The sequence below is a fragment of the Paenibacillus contaminans genome, assembly GCF_003285015.1.
Lineage (GTDB): Bacteria > Bacillota > Bacilli > Paenibacillales > NBRC-103111 > Paenibacillus_V > Paenibacillus_V contaminans.
The window spans coordinates 61767-76123 of the sequence record NZ_QMFB01000001.1 but is presented as its reverse complement, the minus strand read 5'-3'; the positions used below and the strand labels follow the sequence as shown (position 1 = coordinate 76123).

Here is a 14357-nt window from a genome sequence, read left to right as displayed (position 1 = left end):
TACGGACCAAACGTCTTTTTCGTTAATGCATGACGGTCTGAATCAATTTAGCCGGAATATCCTGCTGCGGCAAAATATGCATGACGGCATTTTTCTCGACAGCCGCTCTCGGCATACCGTACACGACGCACGTTTCTTCAGCTTCGGCGATGGTCGTCTCGGCTCCGGATTGCTTGAGCGCCGCCATTCCGGCTGCGCCGTCGCTGCCCATGCCGGTCATCAATACGATATGCCTGCGAAGCTCCGTAAACGAGACCAGCGATTCGAACAGCTTATCTACGGAAGGCCGATGTCCGGAGCGCAGCTCGTCTTTCGTAATCCGCACCTTATACCCTTTGCTCCCGTCGCGCACAAGCGTCATATGAAAGCCTCCAGGCGCAATATAAGCGGTGCCGTTCCGCAGCGGCATCCCGTCGGCCGCTTCAACGACTCTTATGCCGCAAACCGAATCCAGCCGTTGAGCCAACGATTTGGTGAAGTTCGGAGGCATATGCTGGACGATCATAATCGGCGCCTTAAATGAAGCCGGAAGACGAACGAGCACCTGCTGCAGCGCTCGCGGACCGCCGGTCGACGTCCCGATTGCGACGAGATGCTCCAGCTTCTCCGCCGGCAAATTCGCCGTCGGATCGGAAGGCGCCGGTTCCGGCGGCTTCATGACGACGGGTCTCGCTTGCGGTATCGCGAAGCCCAGCCTTCTAACCTTCGATGCCGCGGCCGCCAGCAGCTTTTCGTGAATCAAAGCCTTAACCTTATGTATATCCAATGAGATGGACCCCGACGGTTTTCTGACGAAATCGACCGCCCCCCACTCCAATGCCAAGATCGTTTCATTCGCGCCTTCCTGCGTCAAACTGCTGAGCATGACAACCGGCGTCGGATGTTCCTTCATAATAATACGGAGCGCATCAAGCCCGTTCATCTCCGGCATTTCTACATCCATCGTGATGACATCCGGCTTGTACTGCTTCGTAAACTCCACAGCCTCGTTGCCGTTTTTTGCAGCAGCGACTACCGTAAATTGGGGGTGTTCCGCGATCATATCGGAAATCATTTTTCGCATGAACACGGAATCGTCAACAACTAATACGCGGTATGGCATGGCGATCCCCCTTTCGTCGGTGATTGAATTGATGAAAGTATAGAGGCGGCTATCTCAACAGCCGAATCATACGGCTCAAAAAGCTTTTTACTCCACTCGATTCCGAAGAGCCCGTAAACGTTTGGCCGTGGAGAAAACGATTCGTTAAATCACGGATGCTTCTGGCTGCCTCGCTGTTCGGAAACGCCACTGTAAAAGGCACTTGCTTGCGTACCGCCTTGGACACATGCGCATCATCGGCGACAAAACCGAGCGTCGGAATGTCGAGCTGCAGAAACTGGCGGGCCACCATACTGATCTTGGCGGCCGTGTCCCTGCCTTCCTTCTCGTCCGCAATGCGGTTGACGACGAGCCGAAACGGCACCTGATGATTTAAATTCGTTACCATTTTGATTATGGCGTAAGCATCCGTGATCGCGGTAGGCTCCGGAGTCGTAACGACGATCGTTTCTTCCGCGGCAAGAATAAATTTCAGCGTTTCCTTCGACAAGCCCGCGCCAGTATCGAAAATTATATAATCCACATACCCGTTCAACTGGCCGACTTGCTCCGAAAAGTAGTCCAGCTCCTGATCCGTCAGACGCATTAAATCCGTAAAGCCCGAACCGCCTGCAATAAATTCGATGCCGTGATGCCCTCTCTCGATGATCTCCCAAATCGTCTTCTCTTTCTTCAGCAGATGATAGAGGCTGTATTTGGATGAAACGCCCATAAGCACATCGATATTCGCAAGCCCGATATCGGCGTCGAAGATAAGCACTTTGTAGCCTTGGGACTGCAGCGTCAGCGCAAAGTTAAGCGAAAAATTGGATTTCCCCACGCCGCCCTTGCCGCTGGTGACGGTAATGACTTTCGTGTTCCGCTGCTTAGCCGCATTCGATTGAATAAGGTTGCGCAAGCCTTGCGCCTGGTCATTCATACTCGTCGTCCCCCAAGATGAGGTCGGCGATTTTGCCTCCGTCGGCCGCAGCGATATCTTCCGGAACGTTCTGGCCGTTCGTCAGATAGGAAAGCTTGAGCGGAAAATCGCGCACAAGATTGATCACCGGGCCGTATGCATCGGTTTCGTCCGCTTTGGTAAACAAAACCTTGTCGATGCCGTATTTCGTAAAATTGTTAGCGATCATCTGCATGTCCCGGTACTTGGATGTAAGCCCGAGCACCAGGAACGTTTCGGTTTGACCGGACTGCTGAAGCAGCGCGTTCAGCTCCGATACGTAAAGCTCGTTTCGGTAGTTCCGGCCTGCCGTATCCATTAAAATAAGCTCGCAGTCCTCCAACCGCTCGTAAGCTTTCCGCAAATCCAGCGGCGACGAAACGACTTCAAGCGGAATGTTCAAAATGGTAGCGTACGTTTTCAACTGCTCGACGGCAGCGATTCGATAGGTATCCGATGTAATGAAGCCGACTTTGCGCTTATGCTTGATGACCTGTTCCGCAGCCATTTTGGCGATCGTCGTCGTTTTGCCTACGCCGGTCGGACCGACAAAATGGGCGAGCTTCGTCTGTGCGGAAAGCCTGCTTGCTTCGGAATCGGGTATGAAGGACAGCAGCGCTTCCTTGGCCGAGCGTTTCACGACGGAGGAAGATAAGGACTGCCCGTCCGATTCCGCCTGCTCCTTTACGTAATCAAGTACCGCTTTGACGATATCTTCGGCAAGCTCCTGTTCGCGCAGCCGGTTCTCCAGCTTTTCCAGCACAGGGTCGGCCTGCAGATCAGCGACTGCGCCGCCTGCTGCAGCCAGCTTCGACATCATCGCTTTCATCGAGCGAATTTCCTGCATCAGCTCGTCGTTATCCGCGCGTTGCGTAGTTCCAGGCTGCTCCCGCGGCGGAATCCGTTCCTTGGCCGGAGCTTGAATTTCCGGAGCCTGCGTCCCTGAAGGCGCAGCAGCTGCCATCGAACGGGCGCCATGCGTAGGGGGCTGCATCGCCGGCCTTGGGACGCGCTGCAGCGGAGGCGGCACGAACGGCTGCTCATTATCAATCTGCTTCATAACATCGGGCACATAAGGCATAGGCTGTTCGAGCACGGCGACCGACTGCTTCCGGTTCATGGCCGCCGCAACTTCGCTCACTTGCTTAAGAGCCGAATTCAGGTCCTTCTTGGACGATTCGGCCGCAGCGGCATTCGCGTCGATCGCTGCGATCACTTCAATTTTTTTCTTGCCGAACATGCCCAGAAATCCGCCGGAACGAACTTCCTTCGTATTCAAAATGACGGCGTCTTTCCCCAGGTCGACTCGAATACGCTGCAATGCATCCGGCATCGAATCGACAACGTAACGTTTCACCCTCATAGATTGACAACCCCCAAACTCTGAATTTCAACATTCGGCTCAAGCTCGCTATAAGACAAGACCGGAATATCCTGCAGCGTTCTTTCGAGCAGCTGCCGCAAATACATCCGAATGGTCGGCGATGTCAGCAAAATCGGCGACGTGCCGGATTGAACGGCTTTGGTCACTTGCTCCGTTACACGATGATGAATAAGCTGCGACGTCGACGGGTCGAGGGCCAAATAAGAACCGTGCTCCGTCTGCTGGACCGCCTCGGCAATTTTCTTCTCGAGCATCGGTCCGACCGTAATGACTTTCATCGCATCGTCGGAAGCCGCATATTGCAGCGTAATTTGCCTCGAGAGCGCTTGTCTTACATATTCCGCGAGCACGTCGGGATCCTTGGAATACGTGCCGTAATCGGCCAGCGTCTCCAAGATCGTGACGAGATCCCGGACGGATACTTTCTCGCGCAACAGCTTGGACAAAACCTTTTGAACGTCGCCAATCGATAAAACGCTCGGAATCAATTCTTCGACAAGCGCCGGATATGCATCCTTTACATTGTCGATAAGCGCACGCGTTTCTTGACGGCCAAGCAGCTCGTGTGAATGCTTCTTGATAACCTCCGTCAAATGGGTCGCGACGACGGAAGGAGGGTCGACAACCGTATAACCGGACAATTCCGCCCTTTCCTTCGTAGGCTCGTCGATCCACATCGCCGGCAGACCGAAGGCGGGCTCCCTTGTTTCGATTCCCGAAATCGAATCGTCATCGTAACCGGCGCTCATCGCCAAATAGTGATTCAGCAGCAGTTCCCCTCTGGCTACCGTATTTCCTTTAATCTTGATGACATATTCATTCGGTTTAAGCTGAATATTGTCGCGAATCCGGATCACGGGAACAACGATGCCGAGCTCCAGCGCGCATTGCCGTCGGATCAGAATGATACGGTCAAGCAAATCGCCCCCTTGCTGCGCATCCGCCAGCGGAATGAGGCCATAGCCGAACTCGAATTCAATCGGATCGACCTGGAGCAAGCTGATGACACTTTCGGGACTGCGCACCTCTTCGATCTGCTGTTCCTCTTCTTTCTTCTCGTCCTCGACCTGCTGACGATTCAAATTTTTCTGCATGGCAAGCGCCGCATAAACGAGAACGCCTGCGATCGGCAGCGCAATATACCAATGAATCGGCGTAAAGATGCCAAGCGCGGCAATCGTGCCTGCAACGATATAAAGCAGCTTCGGCTGAGAAAGCATTTGCGTGGATAGATCCGTAGCAAGATTGCCTTCGGAAGCGGCGCGTGTAACGATAATGCCGGCAGCCGTCGAAATAAGCAAAGCCGGTATTTGGCTGACCAAGCCGTCGCCGATGGTCAATGTGGAGAACAGCTTCGCCGCTTCGGAGAATGATTTGTCGAGAAAAAGCATCCCGATGATCAATCCGCCGATCAGGTTGATGACGAGAATGATAATGCCGGCGATTGCGTCTCCTTTGACGAATTTGCTGGCACCGTCCATCGCTCCGTAAAAGTCCGCTTCCCGTTCGATTTTTTGTCTGCGTTCGCGGGCTTGCTGCTCATTGATGAGTCCGGCGTTCAAATCGGCGTCGATACTCATCTGCTTGCCGGGCATCGCGTCGAGCGTAAACCTTGCCGCGACCTCTGCGACGCGTTCGGAGCCCTTGGTAATCACGATAAATTGAACGATTACAAGAATGAGGAAGACGACAAAACCCACGACAATATTGCCTTGGGCGACAAAGCTGCCGAACGTCGCGACTACGTTGCCGGCTTCCCCGTGCGATAAAATATTACGGGTCGTCGATACGTTCAGAGCAAGCCTGAACAAGGTAGTCACAAGCAGCAAAGTGGGAAAGATGGAAAACTGCAGCGCGTCCTGGGTATTCATGGCGACAAGCAAAATGAGCAGCGCCACGGAAATATTGATAATTAACAAAACGTCCAGCAATGCAATCGGTATCGGAACTACCATCATGAGCACGATCCCGATAATCCCGACAAGTACAGATAAATCTCTTGCTCTCATTATCGATGCCCCCTTTATGCGCTATTTGGTTCGGTTCTTTAATTTATACACATAGGCGAGAACCTCGGCGACCGCTTGGAACAAATCGGGTGGGATCGTCTGCCCGATTTCTACCTGATCGTGAAGCGCGCGCGCAAGCGGGCGGTTCTCCATCGTCACAATCCGGTTCGCCTTGGCGATTTCCTTAATTTTCAAAGCAATATAATCCGTTCCTTTGGCCAGCACCAGCGGGGCTTCCATTTTCCCCGTTTCGTATTTGATCGCTACCGCATAGTGGGTCGGGTTCGTGATGACGACGTCCGCTTTCGGAACCTCCTGCATCATGCGCTGCATAGCCATCTTGCGCTGTCTCTCTTTGATCTTTCCTTTAATATGAGGATCGCCCTCGGTCGATTTATACTCATCCTTGATATCCTGTTTGGACATCTTCAAATTTTTCTCATGCTCGTACTTTTGGTATAAATAATCGAAAACTGCAAGAACGATAAGCGTACCTCCGATTTTCAAGCCGAGCTGAAGCGTTAATCCTGCGACATAAGCGAAGATCGATTCGAGCGGTACATGCGCCAAACCCATAATGCTTTCTTTCTCGCCCCACAGCGTCAAGTAGACGATAAAACCTATTATCGTTAACTTCAGCATTGATTTGAGAAAGTCGACTACGGCCCGCATACCGAAAATTCGCTTCGCCCCTTCAATCGGGTTAATTTTGTTGAATTTCATTTTGAGCGGCTCGCCGGTAAACAAAAAACCGATTTGGATGTAATTGGCAGCGAAGGCGATCACGAAAGTGATCAAAAAAATCGGGCCCAACAAAATAAGCATTTCCATCGTGAACTGCGCGGCCATTGCCGTAACGTTCGGAATCGACAGCTCCATCAGCATATAGTCGTGAAACGTGTCGACAAACAGCCTATAAATGCGTTCCTTATAAAAACCGCCGAGCATCATGAAGGATGCAAAGCTGAAAAGCAAAATAAAAGCGGAGGGCAGCTCCATGCTTTTGGCCACTTGCCCCTTTTTCCGCGCGTCCTGCCTTTTTTTCGGTGTGGCCGATTCCGTCTTTTCTCCGGCAAATAACTGCAAATTCATCTGAAACCGGAACGATGACACGAAAGGACCTCCAGCCTCGTAATTTCGTATTGGGACTTTACTGCAGCAGGCCGGTCAATTGCTGAACCGCCTTAATCATCCGGTCGAATAATTCGGAAAATAAATTATAAAACCCGGGTATCAACAACATCAGCATCATAAAACCGATTAATATTTTTAAAGGAATCCCGATGACGAAAACGTTGAATTGCGGCGCAACTTTCGTTAATATGCCGAGCCCGACGTCAACCAGAAACATCGCGGCGACGAAAGGCGCAGCCATTTGAAAAGCAAGGGCGAACGCTTGGGAGAACGACGTGACTAAAAACTCGTTCACGCTGCCGTCGTACAGCTTCGCGAACAAATCGCTCGATAACGGAACCCACTCGTAGCTGTCAAGAATTGCAGCGATCAAGTAATGATGGCCGTTCAGCGCCAAAAAAAGCAGCGTCGCGATAAAAAACTTCAAATTCCCAAGCAGCGGAGCTTGCGCCCCGGTCATCGGGTCGATAATGTTCGCCATGCCGAGGCCCATCTGCAAGTCGATAAACGAGCCTGCGGTTTGAACGACGGTGAAAAACATATAAGCGATAAAGCCAAGCAATAATCCGATCACGATTTCCTTCATGATCGACAAGGCATACAGAGCGTCGATCACGACAGTCTGCTCGCCAACCTCGGATGCTACTATAATGAAGGAAAGAAAGGCCGAAAGCCCGATCTTGTAATGCGTCGGAATCGTTCGGGCGGAAAAGATCGGCGTTACGACAAAAAAGGAGGTAATTCGACAAAAAATAAGCAAAAAGGGCGGTAATAATTGCAATATCAATTCCATGTCCGATGTCCAACCTAGCTAATATATTTATGCAAGTTATTGAGCAGCCGAGATGTAAACTCGACAAGCGTGGTTAATATCCACGGCCCAAAAATAAGAATGGACAGCAGGACTGCTATGATTTTCGGAACAAAAGCAAGCGTCTGCTCCTGAATTTGCGTTGTGGCTTGAAATACGCTTATAACCAAGCCGATGACCAATGCGATGATCAGCATCGGCGCACTCGCCTTTAGAACCGTATAAACGGCCTCACCTGCCAACTTGATGACAAACTCCGCACTCAAACGATATTCCTCCCATACGACGTCAGGTAGTGAAGCTCAATAGAAGCGACTTGACGACCAGATACCAACCGTCGACCAAAATAAACAGCAATATTTTGAACGGGAGCGAAATCATTACCGGTGGAAGCATCATCATCCCCATTGCCATCAGCGTACTGGAAATGATCATATCGATAATCAGAAACGGGATAAATATCATAAATCCCATGGAAAACGCCGTCTTCAGCTCGCTGATCGCATAAGCGGGCACGAGCGCGGTCATCGGCGTATCCTCTATGCTGGTTGGCCGCTCCGCTTTGGAATAATCCAAAAACAGCTGCAGGTCCTTCTCCCTCGTATACTTGCCCATAAATTGCTTCATCGGTATCGCCGCTTTATTCAGAGCTTCCGTCTGATTCAGCTCTCCCTTGAGGTACGGCTGCAGGGCAACCTCGTTAATTTGTCCAAGCGTAGGCGCCATAACGAACAAGCTCATGAACAAAGCTAAACCGATCAAAACCTGGTTGGGCGGCATCTGGTTCGTAGCGAGCGAAGTCCGGACGAATCCGAGAACGACGACGATCCTCGTGAAACAGGTCATCATCACCAATATCGCAGGCGCCAGGCTCAGAACCGTAATCAGCAAAACGATCGCAATCGTGTTCGACGATCCCGCAGCTCCCGATTCGCCGCCGTCGATGCCGATCTTAATTTCCGGAATCGGGTTCGTTACCGGATCGGCGGCAAATACGTTTGCCCCGAACGCTCCAAGCAGCAGCTGTGCAAGCACAAAAACGAACAAGACTTTTTTGAAGTGCTTCATTTGTTATCATTCAACCGATCTGCGCGATTTTCATATTGTGTCAATTCGTCGATCCGTTCTTTGCGGTCCGATACCTGTTTCATTTTATCCGCAAACATCTCGTGAAAAGAAGCAGGCAGCTCTTCTTCCGTCTGTTCTTTCTTGCGGAGGGATTGAAACCAACTGGTCAAGCTTCCCACGCTCGGAAAATCAACCGAAGGCCTGTGCGCAATAGTGTCCCTTATTTGCTGAATCTCGTCAGGATCGTTAATTTGGGAAATCAATTGAACGTCATCGCCTACGCCAAGCACGTATAAGCTGTTTCCGATTTCGACGACCTGTACCGATTTGTTTTGTCCCAGGGCGACGCCACCTAAATTTTTGACGGCACGCCCGGAGGAAAACTGTCTATTCTTTTTGGAAAGAAACCGGATGATGACGAAAAACAAGCCGATGATCAGCAGCAAAAAAAACGAAACCTGCAGCAGCATGCCGTAAACGCTGAAGTCGTCCCCGACCGGGGGCGTATCTTCTGCCGCTGCCAGGGAAGCTCGTGCCGATCCCAAAAAAATGACGGAGCCGGATAACGCCAGCATCCCGAAACGGCGACTTCTCGAACGCAAGGATAAGCGGCTTGCGTTAGCTGCGACGCATTCGTTTAGCACGCCGCTCCCATGATTTTCTTTCTGATACAAAGCTTCCATTCCTTTCCGTTCCTGCTGGTACGGACCATTGCTTAGCCGAGCGTCTTTTTGATCGCTTCGATAACGCGGTCATGCTGGAACGGCTTGACGATGAAATCTTTAGCGCCCGCTTGGATCGCGTCGATTACCATCGCTTGTTGTCCCATTGCGGAACACATGATGACTCTAGCGTTCGGATCTATTTTTTTAATCTCTTTCAATGCGGCGATACCGTCCATTTCAGGCATCGTAATGTCCATCGTTACAAGATCGGGGCGTACTTCCTTGTATTTTTCGACCGCTTGCAGGCCGTCATTCGCTTCTCCGCATACCTCGTATCCGTTCTTCGATACGATATCGCGAATCATCATTCTCATAAAAGCTGCGTCGTCTACGATTAAAATTCTTTGTGCCATGTCTGTTCAGTCCTCCTGAAATGGTTATTGTAACTTTTGAATGCGATCCCACTGATTGATTATGTCGGTAACGCGAACACCGAAGTTTTCGTCGATGACGACAACTTCCCCCTTGGCGATCAGCTTGTTGTTGACCAATATGTCAACAGGCTCGCCCGCCAGCTTGTCCAGCTCGATGATCGAGCCCTGGGACAAATCCAAAATATCTTTGATAACCTTCTTGGTTCTGCCCAGCTCCACCGTTACTTTAAGCGGAATGTCGAGCAGAAGGTTCAAGTTGGTATCGTCCCCGAGAACGGAGCCGTTCGGCGTGAAGTTGGCAAATTGCGCCGGCTGCACGTTCACGTTCCTGCTGTTCATCGTTCCGTAGGCTGCCGGCGAGTGCGGCGGCTGAACCATAGGAGGCTGTTGGTACATCGGCTGCTGGTATACCGGCTGCTGATAGGCGGGCTGCTGCATCGGCGGCTCCATATACGGCATCGGGTCGGCCGGTCTGGCCGGCGGCGTCGGCGCCGAAGGAGGCGGAGCCGGTATGCTCGCTTCCTCGACTCTAGGCGGCTCTTCCATCGAAGCTCCTCCCATCAAGGTTGCGACCATTTCCTTGGCAAACGGAACCGGCAGCAGCTGCATGATGTTCGAATCTATCAGATCTCCTATCGTCAAGCGGAACGATATTTTGATATACAGCTCGTCGGGCGGCAAGTTTTGCTCGGTTTCCGCCTGCGCGAAGTTCAAAATATCGATCCCGGGAGGCGAGATATTGACGAACCGATTGAATATCGTCGACATCGAGGTTGCCGAAGACCCCATCATTTGATTCATCGCTTCCTGAACGGCACTTATATGTATTTCGCTAAGCTCCTCGTCCCCCGGATGACCGTCGCCGCCCATCATCAGGTCGGCAATGACTTGCGCGTCCCTTGTTTTGATGACCAGCAAATTGATGCCGTGAAAACCGTCTACATAATTAACATGTACGGCCACATGCGGTTTGGGAAACTCGTATTGAAGCTCTTGCTTGCTGATTGTAGAAACCTTCGGCGTTGTAATATCCACCTTTTTGCCAAGCAAGGTAGACAATGCGGTTGCGGCGCTTCCGAACGTAATATTGCCGATTTCGCCCAGCGCGTCCTTCTCTAAAGATGAAAGCAATTCATCCAGACTCGGAGCTTCGGAAGATTCTTTCTGATTACCCGCCGTTTGGTTAAGCAAAGCGTCTATTTCCTCTTGTGACAAATAATCTTTGCTATTCGTCATGCTCTTCTTCGACTCCTTCGCTCACGATTTCGGTTACTTGGACGGCTACTTTTCCCTTCACCGTGCCGGGACTGCCGATAAACTTGAGCTTGTCCCCGACTCTAATATGAAGCCCCTGATCCACCGGCTTATCCAGCGAGATGACATCCCCGACGGCCAGGTTTAAAAATTCATGGACGCTTATTTCCGAATGCCCCAGCTCGGCGACCATCGTCAGCTTCGCTTTATTCACTCTTTCCTGCAGCGCATCGGACTCTTCGACCGTCTTCGTCTTCTTATGCGTCACGAACATGTGATGCACGGAAAGCCTCGGCATGATCGGTTCGATTACGACATGCGGGATACAAAGATTGACCATCCCGGTCGTATCGCCGATTTTCGTGCTGAGTGAAATGAGCGCAATCGTATCGTTCGGAGAGGCGATCTGCATAAATTGCGGATTCGTCTCCAGCGCCTCCAGCCGCGGATAAATTTCCACTACGGTTCGCCACGCTTCGGTTAACGATTCGAGTGCGCGGCTGAACATTTTTTCCATAATGATGGTGTCGATTTCGGTCAACGCATTGATTTTTGCCGGAGCGGCTCCGGCCCCGCCAAGCAGACGATCCAGCATGGCATAAGCCACGTTCGGATGAATCTCCAGCACCATTCTGCCTTCCAGAGGCTCCGCTTCGAATATATTCAATATCGTCATCTTCGGTATCGACCTAATAAATTCATCATAAGGGAGTTGTTCGACACCGACAACATTTATTTGAACGAACGTGCGTAATTGCGTCGAAAAATAGGTCGTCAAATATCGCGCGAAATTTTCATGGATACGCGTCAGGCTCCGGAGATGATCCTTTGAAAAGCGGGTTGCGCGTTTAAAGTCGTACACCCTTACTTTTTTCTGGGATTCATCCTTCTTTAACTCTTCCGCTTCCATTTCTCCGGAAGACAGCGCTGCAAGCAAAGCGTCTATCTCGTTTTGTGAAAGAACGTCAACCAACGGGCTCACCTCCTTCATGACGTCTCAAAATATCGATTATTGTACGATGAATTCCGTTACGGAAATTTCCTTCAATTTCCCTTCCGTGAGGATAGGGTTTATTTTATTCATCAGCGTCGCGGTCAGCGTATCCTGTCCCTTGCTGCCGGACACCTGCTCGCGCGTCATATCGGCCAGCGTCAGCATAATAATCGATTTGACCTTAAAATCGATCTTCTCCATCTCTTCCCTTGCTTTTTTGGAATCCAGCTGGAAGGCGAAGCTTACCTTAATAATCTTGTCTTTCTCGGATAAATTCGTCACCACGTCTTTTACGATGAACGTGTTGTCTTTGATTTGCGTAGCCGAAAGCTTCTTGCCTTGAACCGATTCGACGGTGCTTTTCGGATCGCTCTCATCCGCTCCCTGCTGTTTGTCCATATAGTTCCATAGAACGAAAAATGCGGTCAAAATCAAGGTGATGACGATAAGCATCGCAAGGACGATCTGCAACAACTTGCTCTTGAACAACTAAGACCCCTCCAAATCCTTACTCATTATCGTACCTCTCACCGCTCCGACTCGCTGCACATAACTTGTGATCAGCTCCACGACGTCGGCCGCCTTCTCAAGCACGACGATTTTTTTTCCCGTTGTCAAGATAAGCATGGTCTCGGGAATTTCATCGATCGTCTCGATCAGCAAGGCATTTACGGTTATCGGCTTCCCATTTAAACGGGTGACGGTAATCATCAATTCCCTCCGTTTCGAAAAAAGAGGGGTTGGGTCGCAACCCCCTTACCTATTCCTGATTATCGTTTCAGGTTAACAACTTCCTGCAGGATTTCATCGGAAGTAGTAATAATCCGCGAATTTGCTTGGAAACCTCTTTGCGATACGATCATTTCGGTAAACTCGGACGTCAAATCGACATTCGACATTTCAATTTGCCCGGAAATGATAGCCCCCGTCCCCAGATCCGGATCGTTGGCTTCAATGATCTCAAGTACGCCGTCAGGGTTGGCGTTCGGCGTCATGCGGTACAAATTGCCGCCGATTTTCTCCAGGCCGCCCGGATTGGCAACTTTCACGATGCCGATTCGCATCGTATCGTCGATCGTACCGTCGTTAAGCTTCTTGATGATCGTCCCGTCTTGGCCGATACTGAACTCGACGACGGTAGTGAAATCGATCGTGATGATATCTCCGCCGGGTTGCGTAACCAGCAAGCCGTCGCCGTTTACGAGATTGCCGGATGCGTCGACTTTAAAGCCGCCGTCACGGGTTAAGAAAGCTTCCTCTTGCCCTTGGCCGGCATTCATTTTGACTGCGAAGAAGCCGTCCCCGTCAATCCGTAGATCGGTAGGCACATTCGTCGTCATTGCGCTGCCCGGCGTATGTATCGTATCGATAGCGCCGATCGTGACGCCGAGACCGATTTGCTTGGCGTTTACCCCGCCGGTTTCGTTCCCGTTCGGTGCCGTCATACCCGCGGTCGTTTGGCTTAATATATCCTTGAACATGACGCGACCGGCTTTAAAACCCGCCGTGTTGACATTAGCGATGTTATTGCCGATGACATCAAGCTTCGTTTGAAAGCCGCGCATTCCGGAAACGCCAGAATATAACGAACGCAACATAAATCAATTTCCTCCCCGTCTGGCTAGCAATTTTTTGGTGAATATGTCATGCAACCTCTCGCAGCCGCTTCCTTCGATCAGCGGCTATTCGGGCCTCCGTATAGGGCCAGCCCTTAAGATAAAATAACGGCGCTATCGATTTGCGTAAATACGTTCTCCTTCATCGAATCGCGATCCATCGCGGTTACGATGGTTCTGCTTTTGACGTTAATAATGAATGCCATATTGTCGCAAACGACGAGCGATTCCTTGGAGCCTTTCATTGCGGCTTTATCGATCGCGCCCTGAAGCTTTGCCATTTGCTCGGGCTTTAGCTCGATTCCGCGCTGCTGCAGCCGCATCTCGGCATGATGGCTAAGCTTCACCATACTGGATTGCAGCATGTTGTCGAACTTCGATGCCTGGTTGGTCATTGACGGCGGCTGCGCTTGCGTCCTGCGTACTGGCGCTTTGCCTGCTTCCGGATACAGCTGACCGATCGTTATTCGATTCATTCGTCCGTATTCTCGGGATCCCAGATTTTCACCAGTTTATCCAGAGAAATTTCCTCCCCTTTTACACTGGCGTATTGTACGCCTTTTTTGAATAACAGCGCATCTACGACTCCCTCTTTCGTTACGGAAGCACCTGTGGCGTCGGTCGTCTCCCAACTGACCGTTTTTCCGATCAAGCCCGGCGACAAACCAAGCGATTGGCGTAAAAGCTTCATTTCGCTCGCCATATTCGACAACTGCTCAACCGAAGTGAACTGGGCCATTTGCGCGATAAATTCCTTGTCCTGAAGCGGCTGCATCGGATCCTGGTTTTTAAGCTGCGCAATAAGAATTTTTAGAAATTCGTCCTTGCCCAAGTTGTTTTCGGCAGCTTTATTCGGCGTGCTTTTTTTGTCGATATTCGTTTTGGCATAATTGGGCCACACGTTGCCTGTAGAAAAAACCGGATCTGCCATCGTTTCACCCCCCGCATG

The 14357-nt window shown here is 51.0% G+C and carries 17 protein-coding genes; all 17 read right to left on the bottom strand.

The genetic code is table 11. From position 1 onward, the window contains the following. Window positions 1-22 precede the first annotated feature (22 nt). The 17 genes from DQG23_RS00455 to DQG23_RS00375 all read right to left on the bottom strand — a co-directional run bounded on the left by DQG23_RS00455 (window position 23) and on the right by DQG23_RS00375 (window position 14339). The gene (locus DQG23_RS00455) at window positions 23-1102 is read right to left on the bottom strand and encodes a protein-glutamate methylesterase/protein-glutamine glutaminase (RefSeq protein ID WP_113028836.1); all 1080 of its coding nucleotides are present in this window, start codon (window positions 1100-1102) and stop codon (window positions 23-25) included. A gap of 49 nt (window positions 1103-1151) precedes the next feature. Next, window positions 1152-2021, bottom strand: a complete 870-nt coding sequence (locus tag DQG23_RS00450; RefSeq protein WP_113028835.1) for a MinD/ParA family protein — start codon at window positions 2019-2021, stop codon at window positions 1152-1154. Beyond that, on the bottom strand, window positions 2014-3402 hold the full coding sequence (flhF, locus tag DQG23_RS00445; RefSeq protein WP_113028834.1) for a flagellar biosynthesis GTPase FlhF: 1389 nt from the start codon (window positions 3400-3402) through the stop codon (window positions 2014-2016). Before flhF ends, DQG23_RS00450 begins: the two co-directional genes overlap by 8 nt. Further along, window positions 3399-5432 (bottom strand): flagellar biosynthesis protein FlhA, encoded by a 2034-nt coding sequence (gene flhA / locus DQG23_RS00440; protein ID WP_113028833.1) that lies wholly within the window; start codon window positions 5430-5432, stop codon window positions 3399-3401. Before flhA ends, flhF begins: the two co-directional genes overlap by 4 nt. Window positions 5433-5453: 21 nt before the next feature. Next, entirely contained in the window at window positions 5454-6524 is a 1071-nt protein-coding gene (gene flhB / locus DQG23_RS00435; RefSeq protein ID WP_113029528.1) for a flagellar biosynthesis protein FlhB, read from the bottom strand. Between the two features lie 58 nt (window positions 6525-6582). Then, window positions 6583-7359 carry a flagellar biosynthetic protein FliR gene (fliR, locus tag DQG23_RS00430; RefSeq protein ID WP_113028832.1) on the bottom strand — a complete coding sequence of 259 codons (777 nt, stop codon included), beginning with the start codon at window positions 7357-7359 and terminating at the stop codon, window positions 6583-6585. Window positions 7360-7373: 14 nt separating this feature from the next. Continuing rightward, complete coding sequence (gene fliQ, locus DQG23_RS00425) at window positions 7374-7643, bottom strand: flagellar biosynthesis protein FliQ (RefSeq protein WP_113028831.1); 270 nt, start codon at window positions 7641-7643, stop codon at window positions 7374-7376. A 22-nt stretch (window positions 7644-7665) separates the two neighbouring features. After that, a complete protein-coding gene (gene fliP, locus DQG23_RS00420) occupies window positions 7666-8445 on the bottom strand; it encodes a flagellar type III secretion system pore protein FliP (protein ID WP_113028830.1) in 780 nt (259 codons plus the stop codon). Continuing rightward, complete coding sequence (locus DQG23_RS00415) at window positions 8442-9128, bottom strand: flagellar biosynthetic protein FliO (RefSeq protein WP_113028829.1); 687 nt, start codon at window positions 9126-9128, stop codon at window positions 8442-8444. Before DQG23_RS00415 ends, fliP begins: the two co-directional genes overlap by 4 nt. A 32-nt stretch (window positions 9129-9160) precedes the next feature. Beyond that, the gene (locus DQG23_RS00410; RefSeq protein ID WP_113028828.1) at window positions 9161-9523 is read right to left on the bottom strand and encodes a response regulator; all 363 of its coding nucleotides are present in this window, start codon (window positions 9521-9523) and stop codon (window positions 9161-9163) included. Window positions 9524-9547: 24 nt separating this feature from the next. Next, window positions 9548-10780 carry a flagellar motor switch phosphatase FliY gene (fliY, locus tag DQG23_RS00405; RefSeq protein WP_113028827.1) on the bottom strand — a complete coding sequence of 411 codons (1233 nt, stop codon included), beginning with the start codon at window positions 10778-10780 and terminating at the stop codon, window positions 9548-9550. Then, entirely contained in the window at window positions 10770-11771 is a 1002-nt protein-coding gene (fliM, locus tag DQG23_RS00400) for a flagellar motor switch protein FliM (RefSeq protein WP_113028826.1), read from the bottom strand. Before fliM ends, fliY begins: the two co-directional genes overlap by 11 nt. Window positions 11772-11807: 36 nt before the next feature. After that, complete coding sequence (locus DQG23_RS00395; RefSeq protein ID WP_113028825.1) at window positions 11808-12281, bottom strand: flagellar basal body-associated FliL family protein; 474 nt, start codon at window positions 12279-12281, stop codon at window positions 11808-11810. Next, on the bottom strand, window positions 12282-12503 hold the full coding sequence (locus DQG23_RS00390) for a flagellar FlbD family protein (RefSeq protein ID WP_113028824.1): 222 nt from the start codon (window positions 12501-12503) through the stop codon (window positions 12282-12284). A gap of 59 nt (window positions 12504-12562) precedes the next feature. Beyond that, complete coding sequence (locus tag DQG23_RS00385; protein WP_113028823.1) at window positions 12563-13390, bottom strand: flagellar hook-basal body complex protein; 828 nt, start codon at window positions 13388-13390, stop codon at window positions 12563-12565. A gap of 113 nt (window positions 13391-13503) precedes the next feature. Further along, window positions 13504-13884 carry a TIGR02530 family flagellar biosynthesis protein gene (locus DQG23_RS00380; protein ID WP_113028822.1) on the bottom strand — a complete coding sequence of 127 codons (381 nt, stop codon included), beginning with the start codon at window positions 13882-13884 and terminating at the stop codon, window positions 13504-13506. Continuing rightward, on the bottom strand, window positions 13881-14339 hold the full coding sequence (locus tag DQG23_RS00375) for a flagellar hook capping FlgD N-terminal domain-containing protein (RefSeq protein ID WP_113028821.1): 459 nt from the start codon (window positions 14337-14339) through the stop codon (window positions 13881-13883). The genes DQG23_RS00380 and DQG23_RS00375 overlap by 4 nt, the downstream gene beginning before the upstream one ends. Between the last annotated feature and the right edge of the window lie 18 nt (window positions 14340-14357).

Coding starts and splice junctions, on each gene's coding strand:
- DQG23_RS00455 (WP_113028836.1), bottom strand. CDS start 1,102: ATGCCATACCGCGTATTAGTTGTTGACGATTCCGTGTTCATGCGAAAA.
- DQG23_RS00450 (WP_113028835.1), bottom strand. CDS start 2,021: ATGAATGACCAGGCGCAAGGCTTGCGCAACCTTATTCAATCGAATGCG.
- flhF (WP_113028834.1), bottom strand. CDS start 3,402: ATGAGGGTGAAACGTTACGTTGTCGATTCGATGCCGGATGCATTGCAG.
- flhA (WP_113028833.1), bottom strand. CDS start 5,432: ATGAGAGCAAGAGATTTATCTGTACTTGTCGGGATTATCGGGATCGTG.
- flhB (WP_113029528.1), bottom strand. CDS start 6,524: ATGAATTTGCAGTTATTTGCCGGAGAAAAGACGGAATCGGCCACACCG.
- fliR (WP_113028832.1), bottom strand. CDS start 7,359: ATGGAATTGATATTGCAATTATTACCGCCCTTTTTGCTTATTTTTTGT.
- fliP (WP_113028830.1), bottom strand. CDS start 8,445: ATGAAGCACTTCAAAAAAGTCTTGTTCGTTTTTGTGCTTGCACAGCTG.
- DQG23_RS00415 (WP_113028829.1), bottom strand. CDS start 9,128: ATGGAAGCTTTGTATCAGAAAGAAAATCATGGGAGCGGCGTGCTAAAC.
- DQG23_RS00410 (WP_113028828.1), bottom strand. CDS start 9,523: ATGGCACAAAGAATTTTAATCGTAGACGACGCAGCTTTTATGAGAATG.
- fliY (WP_113028827.1), bottom strand. CDS start 10,780: ATGACGAATAGCAAAGATTATTTGTCACAAGAGGAAATAGACGCTTTG.
- DQG23_RS00390 (WP_113028824.1), bottom strand. CDS start 12,503: ATGATTACCGTCACCCGTTTAAATGGGAAGCCGATAACCGTAAATGCC.
- DQG23_RS00385 (WP_113028823.1), bottom strand. CDS start 13,390: ATGTTGCGTTCGTTATATTCTGGCGTTTCCGGAATGCGCGGCTTTCAA.
- DQG23_RS00380 (WP_113028822.1), bottom strand. CDS start 13,884: ATGAATCGAATAACGATCGGTCAGCTGTATCCGGAAGCAGGCAAAGCG.
- DQG23_RS00375 (WP_113028821.1), bottom strand. CDS start 14,339: ATGGCAGATCCGGTTTTTTCTACAGGCAACGTGTGGCCCAATTATGCC.